Annotated in this window: 12 protein-coding genes, 1 tRNA gene and 1 pseudogene; 7 read left to right on the top strand and 7 right to left on the bottom strand. The window is 38.1% G+C overall.

Annotation, left to right across the window (positions count from 1 at the left end):
- Positions 1 to 380: 380 nt before the first annotated feature.
- The 3 genes from HWV54_RS02175 to HWV54_RS02185 form a co-directional block, all read right to left on the bottom strand.
- Positions 381 to 3,176, bottom strand: a complete 2,796-nt coding sequence (locus tag HWV54_RS02175; RefSeq protein WP_005864637.1) for an autotransporter family protein — start codon at positions 3,174 to 3,176, stop codon at positions 381 to 383.
- Positions 3,177 to 3,642: 466 nt separating this feature from the next.
- Positions 3,643 to 6,591 (bottom strand): autotransporter family protein, encoded by a 2,949-nt coding sequence (locus HWV54_RS02180; RefSeq protein ID WP_005864636.1) that lies wholly within the window; start codon positions 6,589 to 6,591, stop codon positions 3,643 to 3,645.
- A gap of 679 nt (positions 6,592 to 7,270) precedes the next feature.
- Positions 7,271 to 12,553, bottom strand: coding sequence for an autotransporter outer membrane beta-barrel domain-containing protein (locus HWV54_RS02185; protein ID WP_005864634.1), 5,283 nt, complete (start codon positions 12,551 to 12,553; stop codon positions 7,271 to 7,273).
- A 227-nt stretch (positions 12,554 to 12,780) separates the two neighbouring features.
- On the opposite strand from HWV54_RS02185, the gene HWV54_RS02190 reads away from it, so the two are divergent.
- From HWV54_RS02190 to HWV54_RS02210, 5 genes are all read left to right on the top strand, one after another.
- Positions 12,781 to 13,719 carry a siderophore ABC transporter substrate-binding protein gene (locus HWV54_RS02190; RefSeq protein WP_005864632.1) on the top strand — a complete coding sequence of 313 codons (939 nt, stop codon included), beginning with the start codon at positions 12,781 to 12,783 and terminating at the stop codon, positions 13,717 to 13,719.
- Positions 13,720 to 13,814: 95 nt separating this feature from the next.
- Positions 13,815 to 14,771, top strand: a complete 957-nt coding sequence (locus HWV54_RS02195) for an ABC transporter permease (protein WP_005864630.1) — start codon at positions 13,815 to 13,817, stop codon at positions 14,769 to 14,771.
- Entirely contained in the window at positions 14,764 to 15,714 is a 951-nt protein-coding gene (locus HWV54_RS02200) for an iron chelate uptake ABC transporter family permease subunit (RefSeq protein WP_005864628.1), read from the top strand. The genes HWV54_RS02195 and HWV54_RS02200 overlap by 8 nt, the downstream gene beginning before the upstream one ends.
- Positions 15,711 to 16,469, top strand: coding sequence for an iron ABC transporter ATP-binding protein (locus HWV54_RS02205; protein ID WP_005864626.1), 759 nt, complete (start codon positions 15,711 to 15,713; stop codon positions 16,467 to 16,469). The genes HWV54_RS02200 and HWV54_RS02205 overlap by 4 nt, the downstream gene beginning before the upstream one ends.
- Positions 16,470 to 16,555: 86 nt before the next feature.
- Positions 16,556 to 16,629: transfer RNA gene (locus HWV54_RS02210), tRNA-Gln, on the top strand.
- Between the two features lie 77 nt (positions 16,630 to 16,706).
- Here the strand turns inward: HWV54_RS02210 and HWV54_RS02215 are convergent.
- The 4 genes and pseudogenes from HWV54_RS02215 to HWV54_RS02230 all read right to left on the bottom strand — a co-directional run.
- Positions 16,707 to 17,402 (bottom strand): annotated as a pseudogene (locus HWV54_RS02215) (ParB/RepB/Spo0J family partition protein); the annotation flags it as partial.
- On the bottom strand, positions 17,402 to 17,800 hold the full coding sequence (locus tag HWV54_RS02220; protein ID WP_005864623.1) for a hypothetical protein: 399 nt from the start codon (positions 17,798 to 17,800) through the stop codon (positions 17,402 to 17,404). The pseudogene HWV54_RS02215 and the gene HWV54_RS02220, both read right to left, overlap by 1 nt.
- The gene (locus HWV54_RS02225) at positions 17,784 to 17,924 is read right to left on the bottom strand and encodes a hypothetical protein (RefSeq protein ID WP_005864621.1); all 141 of its coding nucleotides are present in this window, start codon (positions 17,922 to 17,924) and stop codon (positions 17,784 to 17,786) included. The genes HWV54_RS02220 and HWV54_RS02225 overlap by 17 nt, the downstream gene beginning before the upstream one ends.
- 73 nt (positions 17,925 to 17,997) lie before the next feature.
- Positions 17,998 to 18,303, bottom strand: coding sequence for a helix-turn-helix domain-containing protein (locus HWV54_RS02230; protein ID WP_005864619.1), 306 nt, complete (start codon positions 18,301 to 18,303; stop codon positions 17,998 to 18,000).
- A 152-nt stretch (positions 18,304 to 18,455) separates the two neighbouring features.
- Between HWV54_RS02230 and HWV54_RS02235 the strand changes: the two genes are divergently transcribed.
- A complete protein-coding gene (locus HWV54_RS02235) occupies positions 18,456 to 18,986 on the top strand; it encodes a helix-turn-helix domain-containing protein (RefSeq protein ID WP_005864615.1) in 531 nt (176 codons plus the stop codon).
- An 80-nt stretch (positions 18,987 to 19,066) separates the two neighbouring features.
- Positions 19,067 to 19,597, top strand: a complete 531-nt coding sequence (locus HWV54_RS02240; RefSeq protein WP_005864613.1) for a helix-turn-helix domain-containing protein — start codon at positions 19,067 to 19,069, stop codon at positions 19,595 to 19,597.
- The last annotated feature ends 169 nt before the right edge of the window (positions 19,598 to 19,766 follow it).

The raw sequence follows: 19,766 nt of genomic DNA on the forward strand, positions 1-19,766 counted from the left end.
AAATTATTGTACTCAGTCCATTGTGTATAACGTTTAATTTGTCGCGTATAATGTATTGTATATTATTTGTAAAGTTAAATAATGAAATTTAAGCCACTAAAAAATTGTTATCAACAATTATGTCCAGTTTATAATGATACAAAAGATATTACGAAGAATAATATTCCAAACATGTGCAATGATAGCAAGTACCCATATTTAATATCTTACAGAACTGAGATAAACTGAGAAATTGTCTAAACATACAAGAAGATAACACAATCATAAAATATCTTTATACTCTTTTCTTTCATCAATAAAAAAGAACAATTTTGATAAAATAATAATACTGATTTTAATGATGTGCTACCTTTCAAGCTGAAATGCATACCGCATCTTATTTAAAAACGATAGCTCAATCCTCCAGAAAAACTCGTTCCAGAAAAACCAGCCTTTCTAAGCTTATGTTGATAGAGGAAATCACCATAAAGGGTAAACTTTGAAGATAACTTCGCATTAAAGCCCAATCCAGCTTCTAGGGAAGAACCCAAACTACCTAACTGGAAAGCATCTTTAAATCGCACAGATTGTTTTTCTCCAAAACTATGAGAAAGATAAAGCTTACCATAGAAGGAAATAGCATTTACCCCATCAAATCCAGTCGGAGTTTTAATCAAACGCCCTCCAATACGTCCCACCCACTGATCAAGTTTCCCCATCTCAATGTCAAAGTTATCAATATCACGAGCCTTATCAAACTGAAGATGTTGATAAACAACCTGGATCTGCGGATCAACAACAAAACCCTCATAGCCCGTTGCAAATGCTTGTCCACCAGTCAAGGAAACGCTTAAAGGATTACCCTCCAATGTTGCTGTCTTACCCCGTGCTAGGGTGAGAACATCACCTTTAAACAACCCATAAGAGAGAAGACCATCTACATAGAAACCCGCATCATACTGCATGCTGCCATATGCTGTAGCTGTCCATTTATTAAATGAACTCTCTTGGCTTTGTTTAACATCCAAAGGTTGCAAAGAAAGTCTACCATAAGTTCCCATAACCCCAAAGGACATGGTACCGTACATATTTTCGATTGTTTTCAACAAAATACCTGCTTCTACAGCATTATAATCAAGATCACCTCCGTAACCATATTCAAATGCGGACAGATCTGAGGCATAACGGTAACTGCTACCATAGCCGCGTAAATATAAAGCAGGCTCTTTATGAATATCCACCATACCAATGGAAATAGTACGCAGTAACTCCAACTGTTTGTTTTGATTACTGATATCCATCAAACCAGCATGGAACACGCTATTTGGCAAGAGCAAATAAGTCGGAACCTGCGGCACAACAGATCTTATACTTATACCTCGCTCAGCATTGAAAATATCCTCAAAAGAAGGTGTTCTTGGAGGTGTACGGCCTAAAACAGTAGAAGTATACGCAGAATCAGTCGATTCAACATATTGATTTTCTAAACGAAAATCCCAAAAATCTTTGCCTTTCTGAGCCAATCCAGCATCAAAATACTTTACCTGCGAAGAAGCTTTTGGACCATAAGAACGAAGAGTATATTTATAAGGTGAATTCACCAGTGTTACATAATGACCATTCAGCTGGAAAGAATCTTTCTCTGCCTTTCCATAAACCTGAATAATTGAAACACTATGAGGAGTTTTGCTATGTCCGTCTTCCTCCATATTTCCTGAAACTGCGTTCACATGCACTACAGTTTTTCCAGAAACATCACCATGGATTAAAAGCTGATCGGTTACTTGATTATTGTCCCTATCATTAGGGTTTAAACGCGCATTAAAGTAAATCCAAGCATTGCCAGAAGCATTATAGACAACACCCTCTCCTTCTCCAATGTGAAGTCTTTGATAATTACCAGGTATAGTAGATTTTGGTTTTCTAAAAACAATAGAACTATTATTAAGTTCTACTAATGAGATAACTGAAGTGCCAACCATATTTGGATTTAGCTGAGAGTTATATTTCGGACGAAATATAACCCATTCTGAATTATTACTTAAATGAAGCTTAGCAATAGATTTTTCATCAACACGCGTTCCCCCTTCAAGTACAGAGGAATTAGCTACAACGCTTATGGCAGCACCTTTATCAACTCTTAATAATAAATCTCCAGAAATTTTTGTATTTTGTGAAAGTTTAACAGAACCGTCAAATTTATCACTATAAATAGCTGTACTATTGGGAATAGTGAAAATCGTATTTTTTAAATCCACTACCCCGCGTATACTTAAGGGGACTTTTAACTTTCCTTTATTCGATACATAGTATCTTTGCCCAAGTTTCTCCTCATGAAACCATATACCATAACTTTCTTGATTATTTACTCCTTCACTATTTATTGTGATAATAGAATCTTCGATATGAATATTATTATTCTTCCCTGTTAAGAAAAGGCCAGAGATATTGGCAACATTAACCTTCCCTCGTTGAAAACCAATATAACTATCATTAAAATACGTGCCTAAAACCGCTCCTCTCCTACTATTATTATTTCCGGTAATAGAAACACCATCTAAAATAGCTTTTCCTCTTTCTACTACTGTAACTGCATCACCACCTATAAAATGAATCGACCCACCTTTCATCTTAACTTCTGCACCATTTCTGATGTCAAGACCTATAGCCAAAGGGTCATTTACTTTAATGTGCATATTAGTTAGAATACTAAGGGAGTCGTTACCAATTACGCTAACACCTGTTTGAACTGCATCAATCGATCCACCTTGCACCTCGATTGTCCCATTATAAACATCCACACCTATTGTCATATCCTTTAAGGTTGAATTGATTAAAATAACTTTCCCTCCTTCTGTTATCTTTACGCCAGTCATTTTTTCAGGCACCTTAAAGTTCTTTCCTGAATGATCATTTTTGTATGAAATACCATTAATAGTTATATTCTCCGCTTCAACTAATGTATTCGTCCCTAATACCTTTACAGCTCCCTCAACGTTTTGACCAGTTAGCTGATAAATTTTATTGGAGATTTTATGTGTTCCACCATCATTACAATGATAAGTTACTGAATTTGATTCACAAGAAAATTGATCCTTCTTAGCAGACTGCATATTAGCACCAACATCATGCCCAACAAAAAGGATAACTGTTGTAAGAGTATATAAAGAGAGATGATTTTTAAACATTTTTATCATAATCCTACTGCAAACTTTCTCCCTCTCCTGGCTACAAAAAACACACGCTTGCTTGATTCAGTTGCGCGCCATTTAATGCATTTTGTTAATTATGTTTGTTTTATTTAACGCGCTTTGTATTTTCGTAAAGGTACAATCAAAAATTTATGGCTTCGCAAAAATTAACAAGAAGATAACTGAAAAAATGATAGCAAAATTCACCCCAAAGCCGTTGTCTAAAACAAATTTTAAGAAGACGCTGATAGAGAAGACCATTATTAAACACACAGATTTAAATCTCTTAGCCATACACAAATCATCTTCTAAAGAAGGAAGCCAGAAAATTTAACTGAAAGCACATTTAAGGGCTGTAAGGTTATTTATATCTTCAAAAACATTAGCAAAATAAAATCGATGGAGAAAAAGAAAAAAGTCACAGGCCATTCCTGTGACTTTTTAAGAAATTGATCAAAAATATAACGAAAAACTAGAAATTATAGCGTAGTCCGCCAGAAAAACTCGTTCCAGAAAAACCAGCCTTTGTAAGCTTATGCTGATAAGCCAGATCACCATGAAGCACTAACTTTGGAGACAATTGGGCATTAAAACCTAATCCCGTCTCTAATGAAGAACCAAAAGCGCCGAGTTGAAAAGCATCTTTAAAGCGCACAAATTGTTTTCTTCCAAAATCGTGAGAAACATGAATCTTGCCATAAAAGGAAATAACACGTGCCTCATCAGCTGCTGTAAGCGACTTTGTTAAACGTCCTCCAACACGTGCTATCCACTGATCAAGATTTCCTATCTCAACATCAAAGTTGTCAATATCACGGACCTTATTAAATTGGAAACGCTGGTAAATAACCTGAACCTGCGGATCCCAAATAAGATCCTCACCCCCTATCATAAACACTTTACCAGAAGTCAACGAAGCACTTAGAGAATTTCCCTTTAATGTCGCCGTCTTGCCACGTGCAAGAGTGAGAACATCACCTTTGAACAAACCATAGGATAAAAAACCATCAGCATAAAAGCCGGTATCCGACTGCATACCACCATATAAGGAAACTGCTCCTCTATTAAAAGTACTTTTCCGGCTCTGTTCAACCTCAAAAGGCTGCAGAGAAAACTTCTCATAGGACCCGATAACTCCAAAAGAAGTAGCACCATATGCATTTTCGATTGTTTGTAGCAAAACACCCGCTTCGAAGCCATTATAGTCAAGCTCTCCTCCATAACCATATTCAAGCACAGAAAGATTCGAAGTGTAACGGTGATTACCACTAAAACCACGTACAAACAAAGCAGGATTTTCACGCATTTCTAACATTCCATTGGAAACAATGCGTAACGATTCTAACCACTTGTTTTGATTGCCAATATTCACAAAACCCGCATGGAACAAAGCATTTGGTACAAGTAGATAAGTTGGAACCTGCGGAACAACAGTCTTAACTCCAGGTTTAGGTTCAGAATCAAAATATCGATTTTCGAGACGAAAATCCCAAAATTCTCCACTACCTTTAACTAATCTTTGTGCAGAATTTGCTTTCCCTAAATCAGATTCTGGTCCATAAGCATAAAGCGCATATTGATAAGGCGAATGTGCCAGCGCAACATAACCACCATCTAACTGAAAAGAATCTTTACTTGCATTTCCAGAAACCTGAATAATGGAAATACCTTGTTCATTTCCACCACTACCTGTATTCCCCCCAGGACTTCCTGAAACTCCTTGTACATGAACTGTCGTTTTTCCGAAAACATCACCATGTATCAAAATACGATCAGTCTTTTGATCTTCAAGAGAGCCTCCACTATTCAAATATGTGTTAAGATGAATATGCGCACCATCAAGCGCCTTATAAACCTCACCCGTTCCTTTTCCAATGTGGAGTGTTTGATAAGTATAATTTTGATCAGGCTTTGATTGTATAAACCGAATGCTACTATCATTCATAAGAGTAACAAGTGAAACAACTGAATTATTTGTAAAACTAAGTCGATTCGGTTTTCTCCTTTGTGTTTTTTGTAAAATCCATTCAGAATTATTGCCCAAATAAAGTTTAACAGTAGAAGTCTCATCAACATGAGCTCCTCCTTCAAGGCTAGAAGCAATAGCTCGAACTGTCAAAGAAGCGCCTTTTTCAGCTTTTAATAATAAATTCTCCGAACTCAAAGTACTTTGCGTTAAATTAATACTGCCATCAGTGACATAATTACCGTAAATTGCATCATCCTGAACAAAAAACATCGTTCGATTCAAATTAACAACTTCCTTTCTGGAACGAACTTTCCCTTCCTCTGAAGAAGCCTCTTTTTTAAGTCCATCTCCTGTCCCCGTCTTCTCTCCCCGAAAATATATACCATAAGACTTATCACCATTCACTGTAACAGAAGAAGATTGAACATTAACCTCCGTCATAGCAGCATAAGGTAACAACTTCTCACTCAGTGGAACCGAATTAGGAGTAATAACTGTATTTTCCAACAATATACCATGAATATCAGCAACATTAACAGCTCCCTTAAAAGTAACAGAGCCGCCTACATCCATCAAAAAAAGCGCATGATTTTTTCGATTATTTTCTTCGCCCTTCCCAGTAATAGTAACATCATTGAGAATTACCTTGCCACCTAACGCTGAAGAAACCCCATGACTATTCACAAAACCAACTAAACTATCCCCTATCTTAATTTCGGAACCTCCATAACTATAAAGACTGGCTTTCCCCTTACTTGTTTTAATTTTTGTATTGCTTAAAGCAATCCGCGTTGGCGTCCCTATTGCTTGGATAGCCATCTGACTTTCACTAATAACTCCATTGTTCACTTTAATCGTCCCATTGCTAGCATGAAGAGCAACCTGTGTATTTTTGAGAGTAAAATTAGACAAAGTAATTTCTCCCCCCTCTGATACAGTTACACCGCGTATAAAAGATTTAGCTGGTACTTCACTGCGAACAGTTATATCTTCTCCAATAACTTTTGCATTCTCCCCCTTTACCGTTATAGCAACAGGACTAGAGGAGTATTGGGAAACATTTTGCGCAGTAATCATATAAGAGTTATTACTACTTTTCATTCTGTCTTCTACACAACGATCACATACATAATATATCCCATCATATACCATAAGCCTGCCCGGCCCATTACCAGAGCCTCCATCTTTGACATAAACATATCTATATCTTGCACCACTGCTATCCCCTCCTTCGCCTTGCAGAGGCCGTCCAACATTACTCCCACTAAGAACACCACTATAATTAGACGTAGAAGAATTAGACGTAGAAGGCATATAAGTAACGGTGATCCTATAAGGCGCACTCTCACGCTTCTCTGCATTTGCATAAGCACCTATTCCACTTGGTAGCAAAAAAAAGATAGCCGTTGTGAAAGTACATAAACGTACATGATTCCTAAAAACTCTAATCATAGTTCCCTCGAAACTTTCTTTCCCCTCTCATTGACATAAAAACCCTGATAAAAACGTCTCCCTGAGCACCTCAAAACGCGAAAAGTGCAACCCAAAGAACGCATCTATCGCTCATTTGAACCGTGCCAATGAATTACCCTCATAAACTCTGCAGAAGATCTGTATGGAAGACAACGACTACCTATAAGAGAATAATTACTAAACACACTTTATAAGTGTATAATGCATTCTGTATTTCGTGTAAAGAGAAAATAAAACTATAGAGTGTAATTAATTATATAAACAATCTATCATTGTGAGTTTAAAAAAACTAACAAAAATGTGCATAAAAAAGCTTGCAAAATCAGTAAAAGATGAATTCAAAAACAGGATTTAGGGAGCATAAAATACCACAGTGGTTAAAGCGGGATATTGTACACTAACACTGCCCCCTGAGCATTAAAAAGCCCTGAAAATCAGTCGTTATATCGTACCATTAGCACCAAAATCTTTAAGAAAGTTCCCATAAAAAGACTTGAAACGGCCAACAGCCGCTTTCATACACAAAACAATAAATATATAACCTTTTTCGTTAATATCAAAAAGAGAGGAACTTTTTGATAATAACACAGATTATTACAAAGCAAAAAGGCAGCACATTGTGCTGCCTTCTGTATCAAAATACGTATTATATCTTATACTAAAACCGATAACGCAATCCTCCAGAAAAACTCGTTCCAGAAAAACCAGCCTTTCTAAGCTTATGTTGATAGAGGAAATCACCATAAAGGGTAAACTTTGAAGATAACTTCGCATTAAAGCCCAATCCAGCTTCTAGGGAAGAACCCAAACTACCTAACTGGAAAGCATCTTTAAATCGCACAGATTGTTTTTCTCCAAAACTATGAGAAAGATAAAGCTTACCATAGAAGGAAATAGCATTTACCCCATCAAATCCAGTCGGAGTTTTAATCAAACGCCCTCCAATACGTCCCACCCACTGATCAAGTTTCCCCATCTCAATGTCAAAGTTATCAATATCACGAGCCTTATCAAACTGAAGATGTTGATAAACAACCTGGATCTGCGGATCAACAACAAAACCCTCATAGCCCGTTGCAAATGCTTGTCCACCAGTCAAGGAAACGCTTAAAGGATTACCCTCCAATGTTGCTGTCTTACCCCGTGCTAGGGTGAGAACATCACCTTTAAACAACCCATAAGAGAGAAGACCATCTACATAGAAACCCGCATCATACTGCATGCTGCCATATGCTGTAGCTGTCCATTTATTAAATGAACTCTCTTGGCTTTGTTTAACATCCAAAGGTTGCAAAGAAAGTCTACCATAAGTTCCCATAACCCCAAAGGACATGGTACCGTACATATTTTCGATTGTTTTCAACAAAATACCTGCTTCTACAGCATTATAATCAAGATCACCTCCGTAACCATATTCAAATGCGGACAGATCTGAGGCATAACGGTAACTGCTACCATAGCCGCGTAAATATAAAGCAGGCTCTTTATGAATATCCACCATACCAATGGAAATAGTACGCAGTAACTCCAACTGTTTGTTTTGATTACTGATATCCATCAAACCAGCATGGAACACGCTATTTGGCAAGAGCAAATAAGTCGGAACCTGCGGCACAACAGATCTTATACCTTGCCTAGAATTGAAAATATCCTCAAAAGAAAGTGTTCCTGGAGGTGTACGGCCTAAAACAGTAGAAGTATACGCAGAATCAGTCGATTCAACATATTGATTGTCTAAACAGAAAACCCAAGGCTCTTTATCCTGAGACTCTTCCTCCGAAAGCTCTTTTGGAGCATAAGAACGAAGAGTATATTTATAAGGTGAATTCTCCAATGTTACATAATGACCATTCAGCTGGAAAGAATCTTCCTCTGCCTTTCCATAAACCTTAATAATTGGAACACTATGAGGAGTTTCGCTATATCCGTCTTCCTCCATATTTCCTGAAACTGCGTTCACATGCACTACAGTTTTTCCAGAAACATCACCAAGGATTATGAGTCGATCAGATACTTGCTTTTCATACATTAGGAGTCGTTGATTTACTCGCTTCATGTTCATATCATTAGAGCTGTCCCTATCATTAGGGTTTAAACGCGCATTAAAGTAAATCCAAGCATTGCCAGAAGCATTATAGACAATACCCCCCTCTCCTCTTCCAATGTGAAGTGTTTGATACCCATCGGATTCTGATACAAATTCAATAGTACTATTTGCAAGGCTTATAGATGAAATACATGAATCTGGGCAACTATTCGAAAGCTGCTGAGATACATACTCACTTCTTTTTAAGAGCCATCTCGACCCATTAGATAAATCAAATCGGGCATCAGAATCATTATCAATACGCACACGACCTGTGATTATAGAATCATTAACTAAAACAGACAAATCAGAGTTATTTCTAGAGACCAACAACAAATCACCAGAGAGAACTGTTTTCTTTTCTACGGTAATACGACCAAGAGAATTATAACCATAAATAGCTATACTATTAGGAACATTGAAATCAGTTTCTTTCAATGAAACATCTCCTACATTTAATTCTCTCTGTTTTGATCCTTCAAAATATATACCGTAGAATTTATTACCCTCTACCGTGATAGATGAAGACTCGATATTAGCGCGATTAATCGAGGAAAGAGCCTCAGTGTGCCTCTTTCTTCTTTGGGCATTTATCTGAACATCATCATCCGCATCATTATCCGTATCGTCCCTAAACGACAAAGCATTTGCATCCGTATCATCCCTAAACCACAAAGCATTTCCATCAGTAACAACACGTCCATGAGCAAAATCAATAGAGCTACCATCACTTAATAAAAAAGCCGCATACTCAGGCATTTCTACAGAATCCGGTATCTGGTTACTTTTTGCAGTAATATTAACTTCGTTTAATTTAATTCCTCCCCCTAATTCAGACCTCACTGCCACTCCATTTGTAAGGTTAATTGAACCAGAATTCATTGCTATCTTACCGCCTTGACTGGTAAGACCAGCCATAGCCGAAGGCCCTTCAACACTAATTTCTGTATCACCTAAATTAACAGAGGACTCAGGTCCCACAAGAACTCCTACATAATCAGCATTAATCTCTCCACCAGTCATGCTAATCTTTCCGCCTCTTTGCGCTTCAAGCCCAATCTGAGAAGACTGAATAGCTGACTGCTCACTCAAAATAATCTCTGCATTCTCTTCTGCAAGCACAGCACTGATAGGTAACTGAGAAAGTTCACTCCCATCTTCATTATCAGAAGAACCCATACTAATAATGTTCACTCCCTCCAGTTCAATAATAGTATTTTCACTATTCGCATGCACAGAATGCCCGACATCATCACTTAATTGAAATATATGATCTTTGATTACATGTGATTCGCCATCACCGCATAAATAAGAACTAGACAAACTCTCTGTATCATTCTGCTTCGTAATATAACATCCAGAAGAAACACTAGATACTTCAGATTCTTCTGTTAGAGATTTTACTAAAGCAGCAGAAAGAACACGTCCTTTAGGTGCAGTATGCTGAAACATGGTAGAAGGCGTACTCGATAAAGAAGTAGACACTATAGTCTCTTCAGAAGTTTCATCAGGTCTTCCAAATTCAGAAGGCCTTGTAGGCATATGATTTTGAGATTCAGCTGCCTCCTCTACCTCTAAGTCTTCATCTGTAAAACCCAAAAATCCGTCAGATTCACCATCAAATTCCTCAACAATTATCTTCTCTTCAGGCGGACTAACCTTGTTAGCAAAGGACTTATATGGAGTAATGTCAGGAACAATTTGCACATTTTCTAAACGAAAATCCCAAACTTGGCTGCTTTTATTAACTAGTGCCTTATCAAAATATTGCATTTTGGGAGGAATAGTCGGACCATAAGCATGAAGAGTATATTGATAAGGTGAACCATTCAGTGTTACATATTCACCATTCAACTGGAAAGAATTCTTCTGTGCATTTCCATAAACTTGAATAATTGAAATACTGTTTTTTTGCGGCGGCCTTGACCCTCCAGTTTCTAAAACATCGTGTACTTGCACCTTAGTCGTTCCGGAGACATTACCATGAATTAAAAGTCTATCAGAAATTTGTGCATCATTCGAATTGTTAGAACTCAAACGTGCATTGAGGTGAATCCAAGAATTACCAGTAGCAGAGTAAACCGTACCATATCCTTTACCAATGCGAAGTGTTTGATATCCATTTGCTCCATCTTGGCTGCTGGAATGTATGAATCTAAGAGTACTATCAACAAGAGATAAAGATGAAATACATGAATCTACACAACTGTCATTATCATTACGGCGTTGCAAGTGCTGTTTCCATATTTGTGGTCTTCCCGTTAAATGCCATTCTGAGCTATTTGATAAATAAATAGCGGCGTTAGCACGTTTAGCAATGTGAGCACCACCCTTAATTACAGAATCATTGACAAAAACCGCTAACCTGCCAGAAGATTCAACCTTCAAAAAGAGATCACCAGAAAAACGTGACTTGTCATCTATAAGGACAATACTGTCCAAATTACGGTTATAAATGCCTATACCTTCTGGAACATCTAAAATGCTCTGTCTCAAAAAAGCCAGACGCGGCTCTTTAGACGGCGTTTTAGGGAATCTATTAGATCCACTAAAATATACTCCATAAGATGTCACACCACGTGTTTTAATAATCGAAGAGTTGATACCAGTATCGAAGAACAGTTTTTTAGCATCATTTACATCAAACTGATAACTATGTGCGGAGAACGCTTTGTGGAGAGCAGTGCTAGCATGAGAAAAAACAGCTTCTTCAACACCATGGATAAGATTAACATGGGGAGCTTCCAAACTTCTTTCACTGGAAGCTTCCAAACTTCTTTCACTACGCGGAAGGCGTCCAGCAGAATTGGGAGGAAGCTTAGCAGGTCTAGAATTTCTAACAGGAGCATCATGGATCCATAGGATACCAGTATCAGAAACCTCAATATTTTGCTGATTAAGAGCAAGCATACCGTCAAATACAATAAAGAGAACATTTTCAGGTCCATGCAAAATATTCTTGCCGGAGAGTTGCAAACCGGAAACGCTCCGGGTAACATTAGGTTGACTATTTAATGTACCTCTTTCCATTTGTATTGTATAATAAAGACTCGTCAGTCCCTCATCAGAATCTACTCCTCTTTCTTCTTTTTTTAATCGAATATCAACCCCATCTAATGCAACAGTTGCTCCCCCTTGTAATATGACTCCAACCCCTCCTTTTGGTAGGGTAATGCTTCCATCTTTCATCAGTATTGCAGAATTCCCCAAACCATAAAGACCCATTGCATCCACCGCAATATCTACGTCTTTCAAAAAAATAGCTGCACCGGAGGAAGCTATAACACCTCCATAAGAATCTCTCACACTCCCACCATCCATCTTGATATTCCCATGAGCACTTACAAGACCAACAAAAAAAGACTGAATAGTTGAGTTTTTTAATTCAATATTTGCTCCCGAATCTGCTCCTACAGCACTATTGTTATAGTTGTCAAAATCCAAATAAGTCACACGACTACCATTCAGATTATCATTCCCAGCTGTAAAAGGCACACCCATGATAAAAGGTACACCCACGATGTTCACATTCTGTGCTTTAACAGATGTGCCCGCCGCATACAAACCCATACCTGGATTTGTAACACGAATATTTCTGTCTTTTATCGTATATTCACTTATCGTAGATTGACCACCACTCGTACACTCAATAGGTCCCTGCCGTTCTGGTGTCACGTCGCCAAGAATCACACGAGTTGCTGGATCAAGAACTTGACACGATGTAACATCCCTCTGAGAAATACCCTCGCCATTAGAAGGATTATTCCCAATACAAACATCCACACCTTGTAAAAAGAAGAAAGCACTTGTTGTTAATGCGCACAAACGTGTACGTTTTTTAAATACATTGATCATATATTAAACCTTCTAAATAAATTGCAAAAGCACCAGAATTTAAGTGAAAATGAGGTAATGAACAATTTGTAACATATATTAGTCAACTTTACAACATAATGTTATTTATTTATATCATTTTGTACATAAAAATGTCTAAGTTAAATTTTTCAGTGCACAATCCCTTATAATATTTTATAAGACTAAAGATGATTATAATATTTTATAAGATTAAGGATGGAACGATGATGATAAAATATCTAAAATGGGCAATCTTTGTTTTGGTTGCTGCAATCAGCTTTGCAACACTTTCATGGGCAAACGCGAATACAAATGTAGAAAAGGTGACTATTAATCACGTTTCAGGTACAACTTCTGTTCCTACTTCGCCACAAAAGGTTATTGTGTTTGATCTTGCCTCACTTGATAATATGAATCGCCTTGGAATTGAAGCGGTTATCGGTGTTCCTGAAGGAAAAAAACCTACATATTTGCAACAATTTGATGACACAAAATATGAAAAAATTGGTACTCTTTTTGAACCAAATTATGAAAAAATTGCCGCCCTTCAACCTGATCTCATTATTATTTCCTCTCGAACTCAAGCCAAATATAAAGATTTATCTAAAATAGCTCCAACTATTGATCTAACTATTGGAAATCAGCATGCTCTTGAAGAAATTGAACGTAATGTGTCTATTCTCGGTAAAATATTTGGCAAAGAAAAGGAGGCTGAAGAACAAATTGCGAAATTAAAAGAAAATTTAGCAGAAATTCGTAAAAACACCCAAGGAAAAGGTACAGGGCTTATACTCATGACATCTGGTGGAAAGATAAGTGCTTTTGGACCTCAATCACGTTTTGATATTTTCCATTCAACATTTGGAATTGCTCCTGCAACTGATAAACTAACCGTACAAAAACATGGACAACTTATTTCTCCCGAATTTATTCTCGAAACTAATCCTGACTGGTTACTGGTTATTGACCGGGATGCAGCAATTGGACGAGAAGGAAAATCAGCAAAACAACTACTTAATAATGAACTGGTTCAACGGACAACAGCTGGAAAACAAAATCAGATTATTTATCTGGACTCTTGGAGCTGGTATCTAGCGAATGGTAGTCTAACTGGACTTCATGACACAGTTCAAAAACTCAATGAAGCCTTTACAAAAGGCAAATAAGCATACAAATAACTTGCTTGTTATAGAGATACAATTTAAGAGCAAAAGTTGTTTATAGAAAACTTCTGCTCTTTTTTGTTAGGAAATAATTTAACGTGACGAATTACTGGATAGCCATAATAGTTCTCATCGTGCTGTCTATCCTAAGTATTTTTGTTGGTTATTCTGATGTAACACCTTCCGACCTATTATCAAGCGATCCACACGCGTGGCTCCTCTTCTGGCAAACGCGCCTTCCTCGTACAGTTGCAGTACTTTTGGTCGGTTCAGCACTTGCACTATCAGGCATGATTATGCAATTGCTTGTACGCAATCGCTTTGTGGAGCCATCGACTTCGGGAACTGATGAATCCGCTTCTCTTGGTATTCTTTTGGTCATGATTTTCCTTCCTGATATACCTGTGTTCGGGAAAATGGTTATTACTACGATTTTTGCCATGGTTGGCGCATTACTTTTTATGTTTTTATTGCGCCAGATTCCTCTAAAATCTGTTCTTATTGTGCCTCTTACAGGGATTATGCTAGGATACGTCATTGGTTCCTTAACCAACGCTATTGCCGATCATGAAATGCTGCTTCCTTCTCTGCAAACTTATTTATTTGGCAGTTTTGCGATGATTCTTGATGGAAAATACGAAATCTTATGGTTATCACTTCCCCTGTGTACTCTTGCCTACTTTACCGCTGATCGCTTTACAGTAGCTGCTCTTGGAGAAGATTTAACTAATAATCTTGGGCTTAATTATCGTAACGTTATGTTCTTTGGTCTTTTTATTGTCTCATCAATCACCGCCGTTGTAATCTGTACAATTGGCCGTGTTCCTTTCGTTGGACTGATTATTCCAAACCTTGTTTCAAACTTTATGGGTGACAATATGCGCCATACAGCTCCTTGGGTAGCAATCAATGGCGCAGGACTAGTATTAACTTGTGACATTTTAGGACGAATAATTCATCCTTCTCTTGAAATCCCCATCAGCACTATGATGGGGGTTATTGGGAGCTTTATCTTTATTATATTGCTTTTACGTTGGAGAAAGCGTCTTGGATAAAAAGAAAGCAACAATGCTTGTATTCACGACACTTATAGTAAGTGCAGGCTTTCTAATCAGCCTTTACATGACATGGAACATCAACAGCTATACGTGGACATTCCGGCTCACAAAACTTATCTCTCTTCTTCTTATTGCATATACGATTGCCGTTTCTACTATTTTATTTCAAACAGTCGTCAATAACCGTCTGCTTACTCCTTCTATTATGGGATTTGATCAGCTTTATATTTTAATCAAAACCATCATAATTTATTTTCTTGGCTCTCTTTCTTTGCCTTTTTTAAATGAAGAAGGACAACTCGTTCTTGAGGCTCTCATTCTCATTATTTTTTCAATAAGCCTTTTTCATTGGCTGTTTTCAGGAAGTATAAAAGGGCTTCACTTGACCCTATTGATTGGTGTTGTTTTAGGTGGCTTTTTTTTCAGTTTACGCATGTTCATGCAATTACAATTGAATCCAGATCAAATGATGAATTTAACGGACATCATGTTTGCAAATTTTAATAAATTTAATACGTCATTAATAATTTTTGCCACAATCATTGTCTTCATTGTAAGTCTGATTGGTTGGCGTTCACACCACCTGCTTGATATTCTAGCTCTTGGACGCGAGAATGCCCTCAATCTCGGAGTTGATTACCATAAAAGTGCTACAACTATACTCATTTTTGTTTCTATTCTCGTATCCATTTCCACAGCACTTGTAGGACCTGTTACCTTTTTTGGACTATTAGTTGCCAACCTTTCCTATGAACTTTCCCCACAAGCAAAACACAGTGTTATTGTTCCAATTACGATATTAGTAGCTGTTATCTGTTTAGTTGGTGGACAATTTATTTTAGAGCAAATTTTTAATATGGCAGGACGTTTAAGTTTTATTATTGAATTTTGTGGTGGAACTGTCTTCTTAACCTTACTGATGAAGGGGAAATTAAAATGATTGAAATTAATCATCTTTCCAAATTTTATGGAGCGAGATTAATTATCGATAATTTATCCCTTCATCTTCCAAAAGGAGGAATTATCTCTCTCATTGGTCCCAATGGTTCTGGAAAATCCACTCTTTTAATGATGATAAGACGTCTTTTGCCAAGTAATAAAGGTACAATTAACATCGACGATTTTAATATTGAGTCAATGCCCCACGATATTTTGGCGCAAAAACTTTCACTTCTACGCCAAGATAATCCTTTATCTGTTCGTCTAACCGTATACGATTTGGTCAGTTTTGGACGTTATCCTCACTCCAAAGGCCGATATAACAATGAAGATAAACAATTTATTGAAAGTGCACTCAGATATCTCGGTTTACAAGACCTAAAAAATCGCTTTTTGGATGAACTTTCTGGAGGACAGCGCCAACGAGCATTTATCGCGATGGTCATCTGTCAAGATACCGATTACCTTCTGTTAGACGAACCATTGAACAATCTTGACATGAAACATTCCGTTTCCATGATGAAGCAACTACGTCGGACAGCTGATGAGCTCAAAAAAACCATTATCATTGTCATACATGATATTAATTTCGCTTCATCCTATTCGGATATGATCGTCGCACTCAAAAATGGCAAAGCGGCTTATTGTGGAACACCAAAAGAAATTATGCAACCCAAAATCCTTAAAGATATCTATGATGTAGATATTCAGATTCAAACGATCAATGAAATACCAATCGCCTTTTATTATCAATGAATTTTTCTTATTATCAATAATTACTAAGATTCTTTTTTGAACTTGCGTACCCTACAAAATCTGCTAAAAATGACAAAATCTGCCACTGGGGAATAGTTTAATGGTAGAACAGCGGACTCTGACTCCGTCAATCTTGGTTCGAATCCAGGTTCCCCAGCCAAGAAATGTTTGTAGCTTGCCAGCAGGTTTTGTATATTTTGACACTAGGTTTTGTACCAATTTATTTTTTTTCAAATGTAGATGTCGAGAAATGCTGTTAAGACGTCTTACTGATTTTGGAGACAAACCAATACGATCCGCCACATGTTTAGAAAAGCATAAAGTTGTCCCTTTACCATCTTCTCCTTCTATTTGAGCAATAGGTGCAAGTTGCACCAGTTGCTCTAAATGCGCACCATCACCGATCAAAGGGACAAGTTGTCCCTTTGATTTTTTATCCCCTGCACCTGCGGTTTCATTGTCATTTGAAGAGGCATCTTCGTTTGTTTGAGCAATTCGGTCAACTTGACCGAATTGCTCTTTTTTGACTTTATGTTGATTACTGCCATCCCCACCACGCTTAATTTCCCCATACTTCTTTTCCCACAATTCGCGGTAAGTCTGGACAAAAAGCGCACGGTCAATCACTGACAATTCATTGCGAAACAGGTTTTCCGCCACCTCTAAAAGCGCAGCATTATCCTTATCAGCCTGCACCACAACCGCATCAATAGCGCTATAGCCCAAAAGCTCCGCAGCACGAAGCCGATGCGCACCAGCAATAAGCGTATAATTGCCCTCTTTCGCATTGGGGGTATGGCGCACCGTAACCGGATTCATCAATCCCTCCCGCACTATTGATTGTGCAAGCGCCTTGGCATGCTCATCATCCACAGGGCGTATACGCTCCGGCACCACAATCACATCAAGAGCAAGCTTTTGAAACTGTGCCATCACGCCCCCGCCTTTCTGATCTCTTTAAAAAATAAATCCATCGCACGCCCCGCCCATCTTCGATAAGCTTTCGCAAATACAGCTTCTTCCAAACGCCGATTAATTGTATGCAAAGAGCGAGCAACAGCAGTGCGTTCACGCTCTTGCATGGCAACAAGACGCCGCCGCGGCACCTCAAACTGATAATGCAAGATATGAATAACAATCTGCCGTGCTAACGCCGCATCAAATAAGCCATGCGGAGGGTCAATAATATACCGGATTGGTACATGCCTAAATCCACCACTCACGGCTTTTAAAGAACAGGAAAGCATCACCTGTAAACGTTCAACTTCTGAATAAGGATTAAAAATTTCTCTTTTGTCCTCTGGGGTCCATAAATTACAAGCAGCAACCATAACCACCCCCGATAAAAACAATATGACCACCCCCTAATCGCCAAAACCAACCTATCCAAACGGCTGTTCCATGATGCAACTCTCTGCAATTTATCTTGCCCATTTCGTATTGATCTTTAGACATTGATAAACCTTTTTATCTTATGGTATTTAAATTCATGGCAAATGCGCAAAAACGCAAAGCCGTGTAACGAAGTTTAAGCAGCATTACCGCGCAAAGCAGAATGCGCACGCGAATCTGTGTTGGCATGTTTTGCTGCTTTAAAAATGCGACGGCGACTTTTGGGGTAGCGGTCGCTAAAAACCTGCTCGACGGGCAAACCGATAAAATCGGCAATGGCGCGTTCAGCTTTCTCGTTAGACCGTGTCCAGATATGTTGAACACTGGATGACGAGAGTTGATAAGCTTTCGCGAGCTCTGCCAAGGTCATATTACGGCGGCGTAGCTCGGCTAAAATACTATGGCGATCCCATACTTGAATGCATGTTTGGGTGGTTGTCATAACTTTCGCTCCTGCTTCAAACGGATGCTCCCACATCCGTTTTTTGTGGGGTTAATTGTAAAATATCCGCCCTCTATATCAGGCGGTAATTAGAGGTATAAACAATTATAATTGTTTTGTCAAATTAATTATAATTGTTTTGAGGTGTTTTTTTGGCACGTCCAGAAGCAGAACCAAAAACAGAATTAGCGAAACGATTTCGTGAAGTGCGACGCGTCCTTGGGTTCGCAGAACGCAAAAAATTTGCGGAGCATCTTGGTATAACCGCTGCATCTATAGGAACGTATGAAATTGGCATAAGCGAACCTACCGCCTCTGCTCTATCTAAATATCAAGAAATATGCGGTATTTCATTAGATTGGCTTGTAACTGGCAATGGCGAAATGTTCATGGACATGGCAAAGGCAAAGGCGGCATGTTTTAAAGCTCCTATCCTTCCTTCTGGTCTCATGAAAAAACTCGGTCGCATAGCTTATACAACCTATCACGATGCAAATATAAAACTCCCCCCTGAAGATATAGCGGAACTCGCGGCGGAACTTTATGGAAAACTGCAAGAGCTTGTTCAAAACATCAACGACACAGAAGAAGTAGAACTTACTTTGCCTCTTCTAAAACTGCATTTAAAGCGTCAAATAGAGGCTGAAAGTGCACATCTAGAAGCTACACAAGATACGGCTTAATGCTACTCTAAAATGAATGGGGGAATCTCTTTTTAAAATCCTGTAATTTAAGCTAACCTAAATATGAATAAGGAGCACTTTTGGCACGCCCTGAAAGAGAACCTAAAACAGAACTCGCAAAGCGGTTGCGTGAAATAAGACGAATGCTCGGAAACGAAGAACGGGGCATTTTTGCGCAACGCCTTAATTTACAACGAGGTACTCTTGCAAATTACGAAATCGGAGCACATGAGCCAACATCCTCAGTAATTAACGCCTATCATACAGCCTATAACATTAATCCCTATTGGCTTGTCACTGGTGAAGGCGAAATGTTTAGTGACATGGCAAAAGCGAAAGCAGCAGGCTTTAAAGCACCTAGCATTCCTACTGGATTGATGAAAAAGCTTGGTCGCATAGCTTACACAACCTATCGCGATGCAAATATAAAACTCCCCCCTGAAGATATAGCGGAACTCGCGGCGGAACTTTATAAAAAACTGCAAGAGCTTGTTCAAGACATCAACGACACGGAAGAAATAGAGCTCACCTTGCCTCTTCTAAAATTGCATTTAAAACGTCAAATAGAAGCTGAAAAAGAACACTCCAAAGCTGCACAAAATTCGGCTTAATGCCTCTCTAAAATGAAAAATGAAAGTGGAAATCTTTTTACATTAAAAAATTTATATAAATTATTGATAAAAAATGCTTTTTACTCAATTTTTAGAGATTTCCACTTATATATGGAAATCTTTTTTGCTTTTTTGGTCATTTTTGGCTGATTTTGGAGTCAATTGAACG

Origin of the sequence: Bartonella alsatica (assembly GCF_013388295.1) — a bacterium.
Taxonomy (GTDB): Bacteria; Pseudomonadota; Alphaproteobacteria; order Rhizobiales; family Rhizobiaceae; genus Bartonella; species Bartonella alsatica.